Source organism: Rhizobium sp. B21/90, from assembly GCF_019355815.1.
Taxonomy (GTDB): Bacteria; Pseudomonadota; Alphaproteobacteria; order Rhizobiales; family Rhizobiaceae; genus Rhizobium; species Rhizobium rhododendri.
Window position 1 is genome coordinate 1,440,909 of sequence record NZ_CP072163.1, and the last position, 18,371, is coordinate 1,459,279.

13 protein-coding genes and 4 pseudogenes are annotated in these 18,371 nt (G+C 55.4%); 8 read left to right on the forward strand and 9 right to left on the reverse strand.

Features of this window, described 5'->3' with window-relative positions:
- Positions 1–57: 57 nt before the first annotated feature.
- Complete coding sequence (locus J5278_RS24660) at positions 58–405, reverse strand: transposase (protein ID WP_209187428.1); 348 nt, start codon at positions 403–405, stop codon at positions 58–60.
- 204 nt (positions 406–609) lie between these two features.
- Between J5278_RS24660 and J5278_RS24665 the strand changes: the two genes are divergently transcribed.
- Entirely contained in the window at positions 610–1,689 is a 1,080-nt protein-coding gene (locus J5278_RS24665; protein ID WP_111223089.1) for an IS630 family transposase, read from the forward strand.
- A gap of 203 nt (positions 1,690–1,892) precedes the next feature.
- Here the strand turns inward: J5278_RS24665 and J5278_RS24670 are convergent, their stop codons facing one another.
- Positions 1,893–2,828 carry a HEPN domain-containing protein gene (locus J5278_RS24670; RefSeq protein WP_257623438.1) on the reverse strand — a complete coding sequence of 312 codons (936 nt, stop codon included), beginning with the start codon at positions 2,826–2,828 and terminating at the stop codon, positions 1,893–1,895.
- Between the two features lie 262 nt (positions 2,829–3,090).
- Positions 3,091–3,978, reverse strand: a complete 888-nt coding sequence (locus tag J5278_RS24675) for a class I SAM-dependent methyltransferase (protein WP_257623439.1) — start codon at positions 3,976–3,978, stop codon at positions 3,091–3,093.
- Positions 3,979–4,819: 841 nt separating this feature from the next.
- On the opposite strand from J5278_RS24675, the gene J5278_RS24680 reads away from it, so the two are divergent.
- From J5278_RS24680 to J5278_RS24690, 3 genes are all read left to right on the forward strand, one after another.
- Entirely contained in the window at positions 4,820–5,272 is a 453-nt protein-coding gene (locus J5278_RS24680) for a transposase (RefSeq protein ID WP_219258765.1), read from the forward strand.
- On the forward strand, positions 5,269–5,622 hold the full coding sequence (gene tnpB, locus J5278_RS24685; RefSeq protein WP_209207799.1) for an IS66 family insertion sequence element accessory protein TnpB: 354 nt from the start codon (positions 5,269–5,271) through the stop codon (positions 5,620–5,622). The genes J5278_RS24680 and tnpB overlap by 4 nt, the downstream gene beginning before the upstream one ends.
- A 61-nt stretch (positions 5,623–5,683) precedes the next feature.
- Positions 5,684–7,354 carry an IS66 family transposase gene (locus tag J5278_RS24690; RefSeq protein WP_219258767.1) on the forward strand — a complete coding sequence of 557 codons (1,671 nt, stop codon included), beginning with the start codon at positions 5,684–5,686 and terminating at the stop codon, positions 7,352–7,354.
- 417 nt (positions 7,355–7,771) lie between these two features.
- Here the strand turns inward: J5278_RS24690 and J5278_RS31245 are convergent.
- A pseudogene (locus J5278_RS31245) lies at positions 7,772–8,104 on the reverse strand (IS481 family transposase); the annotation flags it as partial.
- 172 nt (positions 8,105–8,276) lie between these two features.
- Complete coding sequence (locus J5278_RS24695) at positions 8,277–9,221, reverse strand: class I SAM-dependent methyltransferase (RefSeq protein WP_209186544.1); 945 nt, start codon at positions 9,219–9,221, stop codon at positions 8,277–8,279.
- Positions 9,222–9,659: 438 nt separating this feature from the next.
- Here J5278_RS24695 and J5278_RS24700 point away from each other — a divergent pair, with 438 nt between their 5' ends.
- Positions 9,660–10,964 (forward strand): hypothetical protein, encoded by a 1,305-nt coding sequence (locus J5278_RS24700; RefSeq protein ID WP_209186545.1) that lies wholly within the window; start codon positions 9,660–9,662, stop codon positions 10,962–10,964.
- A gap of 99 nt (positions 10,965–11,063) precedes the next feature.
- Positions 11,064–11,471: pseudogene (locus J5278_RS24705) on the forward strand (transposase); the annotation flags it as partial.
- Between the two features lie 371 nt (positions 11,472–11,842).
- Here J5278_RS24705 and J5278_RS24710 read toward each other — a convergent pair.
- From J5278_RS24710 to J5278_RS24720, 3 genes and pseudogenes are all read right to left on the reverse strand, one after another.
- Positions 11,843–12,136 (reverse strand): annotated as a pseudogene (locus J5278_RS24710) (transposase); the annotation flags it as partial.
- Positions 12,133–12,911 (reverse strand): IS5 family transposase gene (locus J5278_RS24715; RefSeq protein ID WP_374108320.1). Its coding sequence is split into 2 segments (ribosomal slippage): positions 12,133–12,569 and positions 12,569–12,911, totalling 780 coding nucleotides; the frame shifts between segments, so codons are not numbered across the junction. The gene J5278_RS24715 and the pseudogene J5278_RS24710, both read right to left, overlap by 4 nt.
- A gap of 222 nt (positions 12,912–13,133) precedes the next feature.
- On the reverse strand, positions 13,134–14,348 hold the full coding sequence (locus tag J5278_RS24720; protein ID WP_219258769.1) for an IS701 family transposase: 1,215 nt from the start codon (positions 14,346–14,348) through the stop codon (positions 13,134–13,136).
- A 113-nt stretch (positions 14,349–14,461) separates the two neighbouring features.
- Here J5278_RS24720 and J5278_RS24725 point away from each other — a divergent pair.
- Both J5278_RS24725 and J5278_RS24730 read left to right on the forward strand, forming a co-directional pair.
- Positions 14,462–15,240 (forward strand): IS5 family transposase gene (locus J5278_RS24725; protein WP_374108320.1). Its coding sequence is split into 2 segments (ribosomal slippage): positions 14,462–14,804 and positions 14,804–15,240, totalling 780 coding nucleotides; the frame shifts between segments, so codons are not numbered across the junction.
- Between the two features lie 45 nt (positions 15,241–15,285).
- Positions 15,286–16,500 (forward strand): IS701 family transposase, encoded by a 1,215-nt coding sequence (locus J5278_RS24730; RefSeq protein WP_219258769.1) that lies wholly within the window; start codon positions 15,286–15,288, stop codon positions 16,498–16,500.
- 191 nt (positions 16,501–16,691) lie between these two features.
- Here J5278_RS24730 and J5278_RS24735 read toward each other — a convergent pair.
- Positions 16,692–17,586: pseudogene (locus tag J5278_RS24735) on the reverse strand (IS701 family transposase); the annotation flags it as partial.
- Between the last annotated feature and the right edge of the window lie 785 nt (positions 17,587–18,371).

Sequence of the window (18,371 nt, forward strand, 5' to 3'; positions counted from 1 at the left end):
TGCGCATATCGCAATGGCCGCTCGCAATCCAAACACGCACGCTCGAACTGATCGGGATCATTTGAGCGCTCGCATTACTGCTGCGGCAAGATCACAAGGTGCCCCGGACGCAATCCTCACCTTGGTACCGTTCGCAAAGTCCACAGCGATCGTCGCCGCAACGACATCGCCACCGCCCGCGGCACCCACGACCGTCGCGGGCACGAAGGCAGGACCATCCGTCACCTCAACCGACAGCGCCTGGCGGCGCCACGTGTAGAGCAGCCCCGTCGAAACATCAAAACGACGCGCTACCTCCGACACATTTGCACCGGGAGCGAATGCTGCCTCCAGAATTTCCTGTCGATCATCCGGTGACCAACGACGGCGCCGTTCTTGACCCGTCAGCAAAATGGCCTGTGCCATAGTTCCTCATTGCGCTCTTAAATCCACTCTCAAGAGCGCAAAATCACGATATCGCCCAAAACTCGCAAGGCGGTCCACGCCGGAGCGATACTTTGCAAAGCCCCTACTGATTCAATCAGTCAGGGAACCGCTCTAGTGGTTACCGCCTGACATAAGAGTCCTGTATGGGATTCCATTTGCTGGGTTGGCATGCGAGTCTGGCGCATGCGCACAGGAATATCGTTCACCGTTTCGCCAACAGATCACCAACGCCTGATGGCCTTGACCAGGGATCGCAATGCGCCCCAAAAGCACGTCTGGCGGGCCGAGATCATCCTGCTGAGTGCCGATGGCGTCGGAACTGTCGAGATTATGCGCCAGACCGGCAAATCGAAGACCTGCGTATGGCGCTGGCAAGAGCGCTTCGCCACAGAAGGCGTCGAGGGTCTCCTGCGCGACAAGACGCGGCCGTCGCGTATTGTGCGGCTCGGACCCGATGTCGCCGAGCGTGTGGTGGCCCTGACGCTGGCTGATCCGCCGGGCGAGACGACGCACTGGACGGCCGACATGATGGCGACGGCCGCCGGCATCAGCGCCAGCGCAGTCAGGCGTATCTGGAAAGCGCATGGCCTCGCACCTCATCGGTGGCGGCAGTTCAAATTGTCCAACGACCCGAAATTCGTCGACAAGCTGCGAGACGTTGTCGGCCTCTATGTTGATCCGCCAGCCCACGCCGTCGTGTTGTCGGTCGATGAGAAAAGCCAAATCCAGGCGCTCGACCGCACCCAGCCGGGCCTGCCGATGAAGAAGGGTCGGCTCGGCACCATGACCCACGACTACAAGCGGCACGGCACAACCACGCTGTTTGCCGCCCTCAACGTGCTCGACGGCACCGTCATCGGCCGCAACATGCAGCGTCATCGTCATCAGGAGTTCATCCGCTTCCTCAACGCCATTAACGCCCAGGTGCCGGACGACAAGGCCGTCCACGTCATCCTCGACAACTATGCTGCCCACAAGCATCCCAAGGTGAGAGCCTGGCTCGACCGTCACGAGCGTTTCACCTTCCACTTCACTCCGACTTCAAGCTCATGGCTCAACGCGGTGGAGGGTTTCTTCGCCAGGCTGTCGAAGCGGCGTCTGAAACGCGGCGTTTTCCATTCCGTCGTCGATCTCCAGGCCGCCATCAACCGTTTCCTCGTTGAGCACAACAAAAAGCCAAAGCCCTTCACTTGGACCGCCGATCCCGACAAAATCATCGCCGCCGTTAAACGCGGGCACCAAGCGTTAGATTCCATCCACTAGACTAGCGAGATTTATTTGCACCAAATCTTGAATGGCGAAGTATATGTCCTTTGCCGTTGAGTTTATGTGTAACGGAGGGCGGGAAGACTGCTCGTGGCACCACCAGCCGCCGAATTCAGTTTTGCAGTGTAATTCGGAATGTCTCCAGGCTGCCCGACAACATGCTGCGCAGAGTCGTCAAATCGTAATTCAAGTTCAGACCTTCATTTAAGCCTTTCGGCGCAGATCAGTGCGACGATGTCTTGAAGCTGCTTGATTCGGTCGACAAGCCAATCAAGCTCTTCCTTGGTGATCTCATAGTGGGCTGAATAGCGGGCATCGACATAGGCACGGTCGAGACGGGTGAAGGATCTCGTCGCAAACTTTGTGTCGCGCGGCCAAGCCTCAATTAAGCGTGGATCTAGGCGCTCAGCATGTGTGCGGAGCATGCTAAGGCGGTGCGATTTCGGGCTGTACAGCGTCAGCACAAGAAGGACGCAGTGGTAAAGCCGTTCTGATGCTTGGTGCAGATCAAATGCGGCGTGGTTAAACATCCCGTCCTGGATGGCGTTCTGGCCTTGCTTAGCGCAATATACCGCATCGGAGAACCATTTATTGAAATGTCGTTGCGCCTCTTGGCGCTCAGCCTCTGGTGTCAGTGGCTTGGGCTCGGTTAGCGGATGCCCCGGGGCCTCATATAGCATGATGCCATCACGGGCGATGTCGACAAAGAAGGGCAGGCCGCGGGCAAGTTTATCATTCACGTCCGACAAGCTATGAACAATGACTTTCGCCGGCGTCTGGAGGCGCTGCGTGACGGTGAAGTCCTGTGTGAGGTGTTCGTCTATCTTAAGCCAGACCTCGTTTTCCTCAGCAAATCTGTTGGTGTTGACAATGGCCAGAAGGTCGTAGTCGGAGCGATAACCGCTGTTGTGATCTTCGACCCAGTCGCCACGGGCATAGGAGCCAAACAGGATAAGCTTCAGAATACGTCCCGCACGAGCTTGGTCCGAGAGTCTTGTTTTCTGGGCGTACTCGAACTCCTCAAAGATAATCTGCACGACGTGAGACAGCTCGCGGCGTTTTGTGACTGGCAGATGATCGAGTTGTTCGGGGAAGATCAAAACGGCCTCATAAAAACTTTCTTTGGAAATGCCCACCTTGCGAAAATTCGATTCTGTGACGCGAACGCCAAAAAAGCAAGCGCTGATACACTGCTATTAGGCGGTGCGATCCGCTCTCCTTTGCCAGGGAGCTAAAGCTATACTTTCGGCCCACTCCGCCGGAGGGCCGTGTGGCGGATGAACGCGAATAGTCCCTGTGTGAGAGTGGACCGCGACGTCGAGGTTGAACAGTTGTTTCGGATCCTGCGCGGGCTGGAGCCGGTGCGGTAAACCCGTTTCCGAGTGGAGCAGGGTGTCTTCACCCAAGCCCCTTTGATGGCTTGCGAAGCACAGCAGTAAATTCATTGGTGCCTGTTGGTTCGTGTGCCTCTTCGACGACTAGATCCGTATATCCTAGCGCGCCGAGATGCCTTACAATTTCTTGAAATGAGGATGGCGTGAATTGCCACGCGTGCACGTCGATGTACGCGCCGTCTGACCCTTCCCAAAGGGCAACAGCTTGCTTCACTCTGTTCAATAATTTTGTTTCGAAGTCTTCGTCGAAACTATCGCCTATCCAATGACGTGCGGGCTCATTGTGCGTAGTCAGCGCTAAATGCTCTATTACACTTGTTAAAGAATGAACTTTTCGCTTCTCAACATGTGCCGCAACGACCTCCGCCAGGTTGGAAACGTCAATTCCAGCGTCGAAACAATATCGTTTATCTGGTATGATTAGGAAGTAACGACCATCATCTCTCAGCAACCTGGAAACGGCTTGAAGATGATTTATTAGGTCTGGTTGGTGCTCAATGCAATGCGAGCTTAGCACCGCGTCGTACTCTTGATTTATGATTGAGAGGTCACCGACCGGCGAAACGAAATTAATGTTGGGAACGTGCTTTATCGGATAGCCAGTAGCTTTGGCTCGTGAGATTAGACCATTATGATCCAAGATATCGAAATATGAAACGTGCTCTCCAATCAGAACCGGATTGCAGAATGGGCCGATTTCGAGGACGCTGTTGGCTTGCAATGCGCGCATTGCCAAACCCATCCGATTTGATGCGTCAACGTGATATTTTCTCCCCTCAGCACGACCAAACTCGATGAAGTGCGTGGAGGGGTCAACCTTGGCATCGGCCACATCTGGGTTTAAGCGCAGATATACATCGGCATCGAAGTCAATTGGCAGCTTATTTTTCATTATTTGCTCCGCATCGCAGCTTTGGGTCGGACTCGCACAATCTCCACAACTTCCACGAGGCCATTGTCTGGGTGAAACTGAGAGCACAAGCTTGCACCGGGCCCAAATAACGACCATGCCACATTACGAAATACCAACATACCCCACGGCAGCCAACATAAACCAGCAGCGGAGCGAAAACTTCCGAGTTTAGCTAAAAGGTTCAGGCACTCCTCACGCATCAGGTCAGGTAATTCACTGTGCGGCTCATCCAAAATAACCTTGATTCGCCCAATAGGTTGAAGCTTGCGGAATGACATGACCGTTTTCCTAAAGGCAGGCTCGAGCCGCATTGGCAAGATCGGCCCGTTGATGAACGGGCTACTCCTGCGCTCGGAACAAAATGTCCCGGCTCTGTGATCCAATGATTTGGGCTGTACAAAGCGCATTTCGGGCCGTTGAGCTACGGACACGATAGCCTCGGCATCGGCTGCGTCATTCTTTTGGCGCCTCACAAAGGCTTCACCTAATGCGGCGCGTCCGAGTTAGTCATCGCACCAGCCCAATGGTTCGCACTTCCGCATGCCTCCGTCACGACGGAGCAGGAGGATGCTCCACCGCAAATTCCGAGAAGCCCTGTTGCGATCGTTTTTTCCGAAATTTCGGCTGGCCAATCATCGACGCCGCATGCAGTTGGAATACCGCCTTTGCCAGATCAACCCCGATCATTGTATCCTTTGTCACGGTTTTCCGTCCTTTTCGCTTGTTTCTCGGTAAGCGCCGTCTCCGCCCCATTGGATTGGGTGTATTTTGAGGCTTGCTGCATATGCGAGAAGGTTTCCAGTTGTATCTGGAGATTTTCATGGCAGATGATGGATTTGTTGGTCGCTACGAAGTTGTCGAGCCGCGCCGCGGAAACCGGCGTTGGCCGGATGATGTGAAGGCGCGGATCGTGGCGGAAAGCTTTGAGCCTGGTGTTCGCGTTGTGGATGTCGCGCGCCGTCACGGCGTTATAGCAAACCAGCTTTCCGATTGGCGACGTCAGGTGCGCGACGGCATTCTGGTGCTGCCGTTTGCGGCGGCAACGACGCCGTCGGAGCACGATGGTATCGAGCCGGCATTCGTGCCTCTGGCAATCGCTGCGGATGCGCCTGAGCCTGTCAATCGGTTGCCGCTGCCGAAGCTGGCCTCCGACGGGCCGAAGGTGCAGGTTTTGACGTTGGAGATTGGCTCAGACGTTGTGATGCGGGTTCCGAACGATGTGCCCGCTGAACGGGTCGCCGCTCTGGTTCGCGCTGTGCGAGGAGCGCCATGATTGTCGCGGGCCAACGACTGCCGATCCTGATCGCAACGCGTCCGGTGGACTTCCGCTGTGGGCATCAGGCGCTGGCTCTGATGGTGCAGACCGAGTTGAAGCTCGATCCACATTCCGGGATTACGGTCATCTTCCGGTCGAAGCGCGGAGATCGTCTGAAGATCCTGGTGTGGGATGGCAGCGGAATGGTGTTAATATATAAAATTCTGGAACAAGGCAGCTTTGCTTGGCCCAAGGTTCAGGATGGAACGATGCGTCTTTCCAGGGGTCAGTATGAGGCCATGTTCGAAGGTCTGGACTGGCGACGGGTGATGGCGCAACGGGTGAGTGCGCCGTCTGCAGCGGGGTAAATTCTGGCGGCTCTCGCATTGTTTTATTTGGATTTTTGATGCCATTTTGCTATAAAGTGGCATGTCGCAATCCTTTGATCTCAGCTTGTATCCGGACCTTCCACCAGAGGTCGCCAAAGCCTTCGCGGAGATGCAGTTCGAGCTGTCGGTCGAGCGTGCAGCACGTCAGCACGAGCAGGCAGTTGTGGCCGAAAAGGATGTGTTCATCGCCGAGTTGAAGGAGCTGATCGAGACACTCGAGGGTCAGGTTCATGAATATCGGCGCGCGAAGTTCGGGCCGAAATCGGAAAAGCTTGATCCGGGGCAGATGGAACTGGCACTGGAAGACCTTGAAACGGCGATTGCCGAAACACAGGCGCGGATCGCCGCCGTCGAGAAGAAGATCGAAGCCAGCGCAATCAATCCTGGAGAGGTTGGCGATCCGGACAAGGCCGTTTCTCGCAAGGAGCGTAAGGCCCGTGCACTGCCTGAACACCTGCCTCGGGTCGAGCGCGTGATCGAGCCCGAGAGCATCGTTTGCCCCTGCGGTTGCGGCAACATGGTGCGGATCGGCGAGGATCGGACGGAACGGCTCGACCGGGTCCCGGCACGCTACGAGGTGATCGTCACGATCCGCCCGAAATACGCATGTCCCAAGGGGCGAACTGGCGTTGTCCAGGCCAAAGCGCCTGCACATTTGCTGGAAGGGAGCTGGCCGACCGAAGCCCTTCTGGCGGAGATTGCCGTCTCCAAGCATTCCGAACATATGCCGCTCAACCGGCAGGCCGAGGTCATGGCACGACACGGGGTGCCGATAGACCGCACGGTCCTGGCCGATTGGATGGGGCGCACGGGCAGCGAAATCCGGCCGGTGGTCGACCATATGGCTAAACAGCTCCTGTGGGACAGCACGCGGCTCTATGTCGATGAGACGACCGCCCCGGTTCTTGATCCGGGGCGAGGCAAGACGAAGACGGGTTATCTCTGGGCCGTGCTGCGTGACGACCGCGGCTGGAATGGCTCTGCGCCATCAGGCGTGGTGTTCCATTATCGGCCTGGGCGTAAAGGCGAATATGCCGCTGAAATCCTCGACGGGTTCAACGGCACGATCCAGGTCGATGCCTACGGTGGTTACTCTCACCTTGCCACGTCGGAGCGTGTGGGCGGCGATCCCTTGAAACTGGCTTTCTGTTGGGCACACGGGCGCAGAAAGCTGATCAAGGCCACGCCGAGGAGCGGATCACCCATCGTTGATGAGGCGCTCATTCGCATCGCCGCGCTCTACAAGATCGAAGACAGTATTCGAGGCAATGAGCCCGAACATCGTCGGGCAGTCCGACAGGAGTTGTCGCTCCCGCTGGTGGACAAGTTCTTCACATGGATCGCGGCTCAGGCTGCACGTGTCTCACGCAAGTCAGATCTTGGAAAAGCCTTGGCATACATGCTGACGCGGCAAGACGGCTTCAGATTGTTCTTAGACGACGGCCATGTCGATATTGACTCCAACCTGGTGGAAAACGCGATCCGTCGCCCGGCCATGAACCGCCGCAATGCGCTCTTCGCCGGCCACGATGAAGGGGGCCGAAATTGGGCCCGGTTTGCCAGCTTGATCGGCACATGTAAAATGAATGGAATTGAGCCTTACGCCTATCTGTGCGACCTCTTCAATCGCCTCGCAAACGGCCACCTCGCCAAAGACATCGATGCCCTAATGCCTTGGGCCTATGCCGCCCGCATAAAGTCCTCACAATGAGCTCGTCAGATACTCGTCGGTGAGCTCACATCCGGACCCAAAGGCAATACCATCAAGCCGCTGCAACTGAAAAATCAATGGGGCGTGGACGCCGCATACGTTTCTCGCAGGACCACCAATTTTGCAAATCACGATGCCTTTTGCGGCGGCGGAAACCAATTCGTTCTCCTTGTGCTCCTCAGGCGGCAACTTCTGTCACTGCCACCAGTAATTTTTTTAAAAATCTTCAATGGCTTGAGCGTCTTGCGCGTGCGGGCAGCAAGCTTGCGGTAATTCATGGGCCGTACTTCGCGGCGCAGCGTTTGCTCGCTCACAGAAACGCGAATTTCTTCCCAAAGCAATTGACCCAGGTCGCTAGACGCCAGCGAACAATGCCGTCGAGATAGGGCGTTGGACTACGCTCGATGGCCTGCGTTACAGACAGCGATGCAAGGTTGATCGCGCCAGATGCGGGATTGCCGCCTGCAGGCTGTAGAGACAGTCGTTGAGCGGCAGAAGCGTATGTCGGCGAAACGCGATGATGTCGCCTCCTGGTCGCTCGAAAACACTGTCGACTTCGGCTCACTTGGACCGGTCGGCAGATCGACCATAAAGTTTCGCTTCTTCGACTTGGCCACGATCTTCAGGTTTGATGCCGTAGCGCTTGGTTAGCGCCCCCAGGCTTTCTTGACTATGCCGTATCTCTCGACGTACCGCCGCTGTTGTCGTGGCGCATGCGTGTCGAAACTGGCACACAACGCCTCCTTCCATTCATTGGAAGATGATCGCACCATTAAAGTTCGGGATCAAACACCGGAACTGTGCTCCTATGCAAATCGGACGATCGGACAGTAAACTGCACCCGCTGATTTCGAAAACAATGCGATTTCTGCCCGGCATAATATGCGCTATTTTCTAAATGTGACGGGTCGCCACAGCTCTGCTAACGACCGATCATCCGACGGATAAATCGAATGGGTGCTGAAACCCTCCAGGAGGTGCTATTCATCAGATCAACAATCCGAAGCCGGCTTAGAGTCAGCTCCTCCCGCAATTTGTGCATCTCGATTTCTTTACGCGAAGAAATTTCGTTGACGCGATTAATTTCGGCTCGGAGTTCAGTGATCTCACGCGACGCGTCCGAAGCTGGCTTCGTAACCAACCCTCGCTCTTGCATGGATTGCCCCACCGCAATCCATCGTTGCATCTGGGAAGATTTGAAGTACGGCTCCCTCGGTAAAGAACGATCACCCAATTCGGCACGAACGATGTCTGCGAAACTGCCAATTGCAATGGCTCCAACTACGTCAGGAAGCAGCACCGTCGTGTATTCGATGCCTAAACGCGTCAACATTTTTTCAAAATTTTGTATGGCGTCTGCGACGAGGTTGGAGTCGTGAAAAACTATCACGGCATCTTGCTTAACAAAATCCAACGTGCGCTCTGCATCAGAGAAGCAGGCAACATCAGTGTGCTCCCCATCGATAAGAACGAGATCGACTTTAGGTAGATCACGTGGCTCAACGTCACGGATATCAGCTCTAAAAATCCTCAAACGCGATAACTGCTCCGCGCGGAATTCAGAGCGAAGATTCGCCATCATTGCTTCCTCCCCGTTTGAAGGATAAGGAAAGCTAGCACCGCGCTCGTCAGGTTGATGATCGGGTCGAAGATCGATAGAAATTAATGTTGAGCAATTTTCGTCTGCCAAGATTGGAACGAGACTTCCGCCTTGGTCAGAACCAATCTCCAAGTAAACAAAATTTGGTATCATGGAGCTAACAATTCTTTGAATTCTCAACAGCGACTGCTTGTCATTGGGCGTAGTTGCTGAGGGAACCGAAAAGATACACGTGTCGAGGTCAGCGAGGAAGCTTGATGCAGTCATGTTTGTTCCAATTTTTTATCATATATACACGAATTGCGACTAAGATTTCTATTTGATAATTGGCCGCGATCATGCCCTCCGTCATCACTTCGTGCAACTAAGTTTCAGTCCCAAATAGCCACTTTCAGTTCAGAACGGCATCGATCTTAGCCGCCTATTAAGTGGGACGTAGCACGGCGATGAGCTCGTATATCACCGTCCAAGTGGAAGTTCAGGCGCGGCCGGCGAGTATGAAAGTACTTTTTTCGCCTTCGTATGTCCACGCTTGAAGAGGCTAAAACGCGTTTTGAACGCCAAAATATTAGCGAAGAGGCAGAATCAGCTGCAGATTCTCTGTTTGGTCTGACGAACGCGTCACAAATACTCACGGAGATGGCTATCAATGGCGCTCATTTTTGGCTAATTGCAAACTCTTTTTGAATGAAACCGTGAGATGCGATGTTTGCCGAGAAGCGTTTGGAATATGCGTGCCTAATTGCAGCGGTGCTAATAGCTGCGATCAGCTTATACAGGTCCATAGGGTACGCGATTTCTCTTAGCCACCCGCTGTATTACTGGGATCATTTTGGATATTTCGACGCTTTTCGGAACTGGCGCGTGAATGGCTGGGATACCTGGTCGTTTATTCACATGACTCACAACGAGCACCGGTTGGGACTAACGAAATTGACGATGCTTGCCGATCTTTGGCTCACCCGTGGGTCTAATGTCGTTCTGCAAGTTACGACCTATCTGACATTGTTCGCATCTGGAGCCCTTCTCATCGGCATTTCAGCAATAGGGATGCGAAGAAGATATCTTCAAATGCTGGCTCTTCTCGGCGGTGTATCGATGGTTGGCGTCGTTTCGCTCGGGAACTTGGCGTGGCCGACGCAGGTCCAATTTGGGTATGCTCAGCTCATCCCGGTCGTTCTGATGGTAGTCGCGTTTCAACCTGCTCTAAAATGGCCTGGAAAGGCGGTGGTCCTCCTGTTGTGTATCGTCAGCACGGAAACGATGGCAAGTGGCATACTGGCGCCGGTGGCAGGTCTAATCAGCGCCTTGGTGTTCGCCCGCGACGTCGAGCGATCAGCAATGATGGCTATAGGGTCCGTTTTAGCAATCGTTTATTATCTAATCCCCACAGCTCATGACTTTCCGGTTGGGCCAACTCACGGCTTCGGCGCTGACAACTTCATCTATTTTCTCGCTGCGTTAGGTAACTGGACGCAGCAGGCAGGAACTGCGTCCGCCATCTACACAGGGGCGCTACTGGGTTTTCTTGCCCTAGTGTTTGGGGCAATTGGGATATTAGGAGCACGTTTAAGAGGTATGCCCTTTACAGTTCTCCTTTCTGTTGCAATTTATGCTGGTGCCTCTATCGCTGCGATGGCGGTCAACCGCGGGACGGCGGGAAACCCTGACTGGGCGCTAACCTCGCGCTACTCGTCTCCCTCCATTTTGTTTGCCCTGTCCTTAGCCGGAATAATTCTGCGCTATGGTCTCGTCACTAAACGGAACGCGCTGAGTGCTTTAGCCGCCATTTTCCTTCTGGCCATTGTCGGTTTTTCAAATTTCAGCGACCGCGCCATTGCCGAGGGATTGGAGATCAATAGACAGCGAGACGAAGCAGCCGCTTTAATGCTTCGTGGCGACTACAATGCCGAAATCTACAAAAAAATTTACCCCAGTCCGCAAGTGCTTCTGCAAATAGTCGATTTCATGCGAGAGCGACACTACGGCCTGTTTCGCTCGGCAAACTAGATGCCGTAACGGGCCGGCTCTTCCGAGATTGTAGCCAGATTGGTGGCTGTCCCTCAGAATGACGATGTTGAAACGGGGTCCGAACGGGTCGGCCCCAAGGATCGGATCTGCCAAAGACTTATGACCACGCCGGGCGTTGGCGCGCTCGTTGCGATCACATATCGCTCGGCAGTGGACGACCCAACGCGGTTTGCAAAATCTCAAACCGTCGGTGCGTACTTCGGGTTGACACCGAAGAAGTACCAATCCGGCGAAACGGATCTGGACGGTGGCATCAGCCGGGTCGGTGACACAATGGTGCGCACTGCCCTTTACGAGGCGGCCCACATCATGCTGACCCGCGCCACCAGGTTCTCGGCGCTGAAGCGGTGGGCAGTCGACGTGGCAAAGCGGCGTGGCATGAAACGGGCAAAAGTTGCGCTTGCCCGCAAGCTTGCGACAATCCTTCATCGCATGTGGATGGATGAAAGCGAATTCCGTTGGGGCAAGGAAACCTCTGCGGCATAGATAGCGGCATCGAGACGAAGCCATTGTAAGGTTTCGTCTCCATCAAGGTCCCGTCACCGGGACGCGAGCCTGGCAAGGTCGTAAGTAGTGCTGTGAGGCTTCGGCAATCACGCCGCCTAGATTGACCTGCCGGTTCTGATCTTATGGCATGGTGTGGCGACCTTCGTGTTGACCACGGACAGAAGCATGATCCTGGTGATGAGATTTTGGAAATGAGGGACTTGACGAACAAAGGCCCATTACAGAAGCACTACTTTGGCAGAATTGAATTTTTGCTTTGAAAGTGCTGTTGACAGTGCGGATATCGGATCTGTGCTGTCGGTATAGCAAGCGCATTGATCACGGCTCGACGGACGGCTGGCAAGGTCGGTTCAGGCGGCCCTCGGCGAACTCGTCGCTTCCTTTTTTTCCCGCTTTGCAGTTTGCAATCTCTGGTGCTGGAGAAAAGCGTAAGCGATCATCGTCATCAGAGCGTGCCGATGTAGGCCTTGCCACGATCGGCCCTCGAAGTGATCGAGACCGAGCTCCTCTTTCATCTGCTGATGCGCCTGTTCGCAAACCCATCTCGCCTTGATCGCGGCCGCCAGCACTTTCAATGTCGCATCGACCGGCAAGTTGGACAGGTAGTATTTGCGCTCGTCGTTTGATCGCCATTCGCCAACTAGGCCACGGACTCATTAGTTGAGGCGATCCATATCCTCGTCGCGACGAGCTTGAGGGCGGCCATGTAGTTATCAGCGCGCCGGTCGTATCGCGTCGCGAGGCCTCGCATCTGCTTGATACGGTTGAAGAACCGTTCCACGAGATTGCGTTGACGGTAGACCCAGCGGTTGAAGCTGAATGTCTGCTTTCGATTGGCCTTTGCAGGGATATTCGCCCAACACTTGCGTTGCTTGGCAAAGTTACGAATTGCATCGGTATCATATGCCTTGTCGGCGAGGATCGTCGCGCCGGGCCTCAGGTCGCTCAACAGCTTTTCAGCCATCGGTGCATCGCCGGCTTGGCCGGCGGTGAGTTCGAGCCGAACCGGTCTGCCATCTGCATCGACAAGAGCGTGGATCTTTGTCGTCAGGCCGCCGCGCGAACGTCCCATGCAAGGATCGGCAGATCCCCCTTTTTAGCGTTGGCACCATGCTGGTGAACGCGAACACAAGAACTGTCGATCATCACGATGTCTCCATCGTAACGCTTTGAAACGGCGTCCAGAAGACGATCCCAGACGCCCGCCTTGCGCCATCGGGAGAACCGATTGTAAAGCGTCGTGCGCGGGCCATAACGCTCCGGCACATCTCGCCAAGACGAACCAGTCCTGAAACGCCAGAGGATGCCGTTGATCACCCGGCGGTCATCGACACGTTCAATTCCACGGCTATTGTTCGGCAAAAGAGGTGCAATGATAGCCCATTCTTCGTCGCTCAATTCGTGACGGCGCATAGCAATCTCCTTTCAAGGAAATTGAATCATACACCGTCAATAAAATGAACCCCGTTTATGGGGACACTGCCTAGCATTACAGTTGCAATTTTGATTTCAAGTGAGCGCGTTGGGCGACAGCTTGATGCGCTCGTCTCCAACATGACCATGCGATGATGTGGGCGGGCTTTATACGCCGCTGGGCAAGCTTATTCGCAATGCGTCGGACCTCTTGGATGGACCAGCGGATCAGATCGTGATGGTCGGCATCCTCGGTCTTTTTTGGGGTGCCGCATTATTGGCGCGATATCGGATCACAGCCATCATTGCGAAGGCGAGCATGACGAGCGAGACATGGCGATGCCAGCCATGCCACGAGCGGGTCTCGTTATGATCGAGGCCGAGTTCGTTCTTGGCTGTCTCGAAGCTGTCTTCGATTGCCCAACGGTGACCTTCGACGGATACGAGCGTCTGAATGCCTGTTCCGGCCGGGCACCAAGTCGTGAAGAATGCGAGGTCGCCATCGCTGATATTGCGCCGGATCAACAAGCCGCGCGTCCAAAGCCCGGTTTGCGTATCACTGTATTCGTCGGCATCGAGATCGGCCAGTTCGCAGTAGGCCCAGTCATGAAGCCGCGCGCCTTTTGTGCCATCGCCAGCGGAAAGGCGATGCCATGCAGCCGGATCGAGATCACGGGCAATCTCAAGAGCGGTTCCTGCGACGAAAGGCTTACCAGACCAAGCGCCAAAATGATGGTCGGATTTAACCCCAAGAACGTAACCTTTGCAGGCTCGGCGCAGCGCTCCTTCGACGTCTCCGACGCCATACACAGCATCTGCTGCCACCCATGAGAACGGCACTTTGGCTGTCAGCGCCCGCCGAATCATATCGACAGCGAGGGCAGGCTTGGTAGCGAAGGCTACAGTTTCAGGAACATGAGCGGCGGCAAGCCTTGCCGGATCGCTGGTCCAACTCTTTGGCAAGTACAAGGCTCGATCGATAAAGGCATGACCACGATCGGAAACATAGGCGGTGAACACACCGATTTGGCAGTTCGTTACCTTGCCCGCCGACCCTGTATATTGACGTGAAACACCGCAAGATGTCTTGCCCTGCTTGAGGAAGCCGGTCTCATCAATGACCAGGACCGCATCATCTGTGGCTAGGTGCTCCACAACATACTCGCGCACAATGTCGCGAAGTCCGTCTGCGTCCCAGCGTCCACGACCCAAGATGGCTTGCTGTCGCCACGGACCGGGATCGCCAGCCGCCTCAGCGCGCATCCAACCTGTCTTACGGCGCTCATCACCTAATAAGCCGTCCAGGAAAAGGTTCGCAGATGCTGCAACGCGTTCCTGCGTAAACAATCCGCGCATACGCGCCTTAACTTCACGCAGCGACGATGCCCAAAGTTCCAACGTTGTCTCGATCGATGCACCCATCATCCATGACCTCCGAATCATGGGGGCCTATGGATTCAGAACTTGTAAAAATACGCAACTGTAATGCTAGGCAGTGTCCCCATAAACGGGGTTCATTTTATTGACGGTGTATGATTCAATTTCCTTGAAAGGAGATTGCTATGCGCCGTCACGAATTGAGCGACGAAGAATGGGCTATCATTGCACCTCTTTTGCCGAACAATAGCCGTGGAATTGAACGTGTCGATGACCGCCGGGTGATCAACGGCATCCTCTGGCGTTTCAGGACTGGTTCGTCTTGGCGAGATGTGCCGGAGCGTTATGGCCCGCGCACGACGCTTTACAATCGGTTCTCCCGATGGCGCAAGGCGGGCGTCTGGGATCGTCTTCTGGACGCCGTTTCAAAGCGTTACGATGGAGACATCGTGATGATCGACAGTTCTTGTGTTCGCGTTCACCAGCATGGTGCCAACGCTAAAAAGGGGGATCTGCCGATCCTTGCATGGGACGTTCGCGCGGCGGCCTGACGACAAAGATCCACGCTCTTGTCGATGCAGATGGCAGACCGGTTCGGCTCGAACTCACCGCCGGCCAAGCCGGCGATGCACCGATGGCTGAAAAGCTGTTGAGCGACCTGAGGCCCGGCGCGACGATCCTCGCCGACAAGGCATATGATACCGATGCAATTCGTAACTTTGCCAAGCAACGCAAGTGTTGGGCGAATATCCCTGCAAAGGCCAATCGAAAGCAGACATTCAGCTTCAACCGCTGGGTCTACCGTCAACGCAATCTCGTGGAACGGTTCTTCAACCGTATCAAGCAGATGCGAGGCCTCGCGACGCGATACGACCGGCGCGCTGATAACTACATGGCCGCCCTCAAGCTCGTCGCGACGAGGATATGGATCGCCTCAACTAATGAGTCCGTGGCCTAGCATTACAGTTGCGTATTTTTACAAGTTCTGAATCCATAGGCCCCCATGATTCGGAGGTCATGGATGATGGGTGCATCGATCGAGACAACGTTGGAACTTTGGGCATCGTCGCTGCGTGAAGTTAAGGCGCGTATGCGCGGATTGTTTACGCAGGAACGCGTTGCAGCATCTGCGAACCTTTTCCTGGACGGCTTATTAGGTGATGAGCGCCGTAAGACAGGTTGGATGCGCGCTGAGGCGGCTGGCGATCCCGGTCCGTGGCGACAGCAAGCCATCTTGGGTCGTGGACGCTGGGACGCAGACGGACTTCGCGACATTGTGCGCGAGTATGTTGTGGAGCACCTAGCCACAGATGATGCGGTCCTGGTCATTGATGAGACCGGCTTCCTCAAGCAGGGCAAGACATCTTGCGGTGTTTCACGTCAATATACAGGGTCGGCGGGCAAGGTAACGAACTGCCAAATCGGTGTGTTCACCGCCTATGTTTCCGATCGTGGTCATGCCTTTATCGATCGAGCCTTGTACTTGCCAAAGAGTTGGACCAGCGATCCGGCAAGGCTTGCCGCCGCTCATGTTCCTGAAACTGTAGCCTTCGCTACCAAGCCTGCCCTCGCTGTCGATATGATTCGGCGGGCGCTGACAGCCAAAGTGCCGTTCTCATGGGTGGCAGCAGATGCTGTGTATGGCGTCGGAGACGTCGAAGGAGCGCTGCGCCGAGCCTGCAAAGGTTACGTTCTTGGGGTTAAATCCGACCATCATTTTGGCGCTTGGTCTGGTAAGCCTTTCGTCGCAGGAACCGCTCTTGAGATTGCCCGTGATCTCGATCCGGCTGCATGGCATCGCCTTTCCGCTGGCGATGGCACAAAAGGCGCGCGGCTTCATGACTGGGCCTACTGCGAACTGGCCGATCTCGATGCCGACGAATACAGTGATACGCAAACCGGGCTTTGGACGCGCGGCTTGTTGATCCGGCGCAATATCAGCGATGGCGACCTCGCATTCTTCACGACTTGGTGCCCGGCCGGAACAGGCATTCAGACGCTCGTATCCGTCGAAGGTCACCGTTGGGCAATCGAAGACAGCTTCGAGACAGCCAAGAACGAACTCGGCCTCGATCATAACGAGACCCGCTCGTGGCATGGCTGGCATCGCCATGTCTCGCTCGTCATGCTCGCCTTCGCAATGATGGCTGTGATCCGATATCGCGCCAATAATGCGGCACCCCAAAAAAGACCGAGGATGCCGACCATCACGATCTGATCCGCTGGTCCATCCAAGAGGTCCGACGCATTGCGAATAAGCTTGCCCAGCGGCGTATAAAGCCCGCCCACATCATCGCATGGTCATGTTGGAGACGAGCGCATCAAGCTGTCGCCCAACGCGCTCACTTGAAATCAAAATTGCAACTGTAATGCTAGCCAGGCCGCTTCGCCCGGCATGTGCTGCTGTCACTTGTCATAGATGCGCTGCGGCGTGCCATCGGCGATCCGGATGCGCAATGCTGCAAACCGTGCGGTCAGGCGACCTTTTGTGCCGCGGCGCCAACTGACCTTCTTCCAGCTTGCAGATGCCAACATCGTTTCGGCGGCAACTGAAAGGGTGTCGGGGATCGAATGCTTGCGAGGGCGGCCATGACCGGAGACGGGAAAAATCAATCTGACATCATCGGGATAAACCTTCTGATGCTTGGGGATACCGACCGCCCAGGTGAGGCCACGTTCACTTAAGCCCTTTCGGAACGCAGCCGACAGGCCGTAACCTGCGTCAGCCAGCACTGTGCCAAACCGGACACCGGTCACGATCAACCGATCGATCTCGGCAAGAGCAATCTCCGGCTTCGTGCGCGAGGTCCGCATGTCGTCTGGGACCCCAGCCTTCGCCATGCGCTCATGATCACCGATCCAGCTATCCGGCAGGAACAAACGCAGGCCAACCGGGACCGGCACTTCGTCTCGCGCAAGCGTCACCGACACCAGCGTCTGGCAATTTGCTCTCTTGCCCAGCATCGAGGCATATTGCGGCGCGACTCCGACCGAATGATCACCCTTCTTTGGCAGGCCGGTGTCATCAATCACCAAAAACGCATCGGATGCGCCAACTATTCTGTCCGTCTGCAGCGCGAGCTCGAAGAGGAACAGCATCCCAAAGGCCGTCGGAAATGAAATGGTGGAGGCGGTCGTACTGGCCTGGAGCGAACCGTTCCGCCATCGGCTCAATACTCTTGCGGTCTCCGGGACCGATAAGTCCCGACACATAAAGTGGACACATCTGTCGCCGTTTCTTGTGTCCAAGCTTCTCCAGAAACGGCTGCAAAAATGCTGAAAGCTCCGTATCCCAATCCGCCATATCGCGCCCCAAAAGTGAGAGCGCACATCATCTCAAACCAGGCTTGCCCGAATCTGCCAAAGTATTGCTAGCGTGGTGTCAATGTGGCGTGGCCTGAACTGCCAATAATTGATAACCTGATCAACGTTAAAAGGTGCCTCGGCTTGTCTGGATAGTTTCGGGCGTCTGCTAAGTGTTTCCGCCTCGGTTATGCCGCCACCATCATCGGTGCCAGCGCGTTCGAGTACGCCTGGACCGGTGTCTGCCGGTCAAGGGATGAATGTCGGCGTAGGCTATGTATAACAGAGTCGAGACAGCGAAGCGGTGGTGATTCGCGAGCATTCGTATCCGTGACATCCCTAGTCTGGGAAACTTGTATACATCCATGGATCAGTGGACAAGGGTCTGCCCTACTCCGCTGCAGCCTTTTGGGGCGGGCGTCATGCCGGATGCTCGAGTTCCGGTATAGATATTCGACTGAACACTGAGGCTGCGGTGGCTGGTTTTGCCAATTGGGCATGCTGATTCACTTGCCTATTTGCTTTGGCAAAGTTGCCGGAAGGGGGAGGAGCTCCGTCACAGGCCGCGAATACGGGCGCCGCATTGGTCCCTCACGAACGACTCGGGGGACGATCAAGTCACGCCAGTTTACGACATATCAGTTCGATCTGTTCTCGGGCACACACAGCGGGAAGACACCAGCGGTAACTCAGTGACAGATGTTGCCGAAAGGAACACAGCAGGTGTTCACGACCCCATCGTACGGCTGGTCGTCGACCGCGCCAACGACGAGAGCTCCTCCCAGT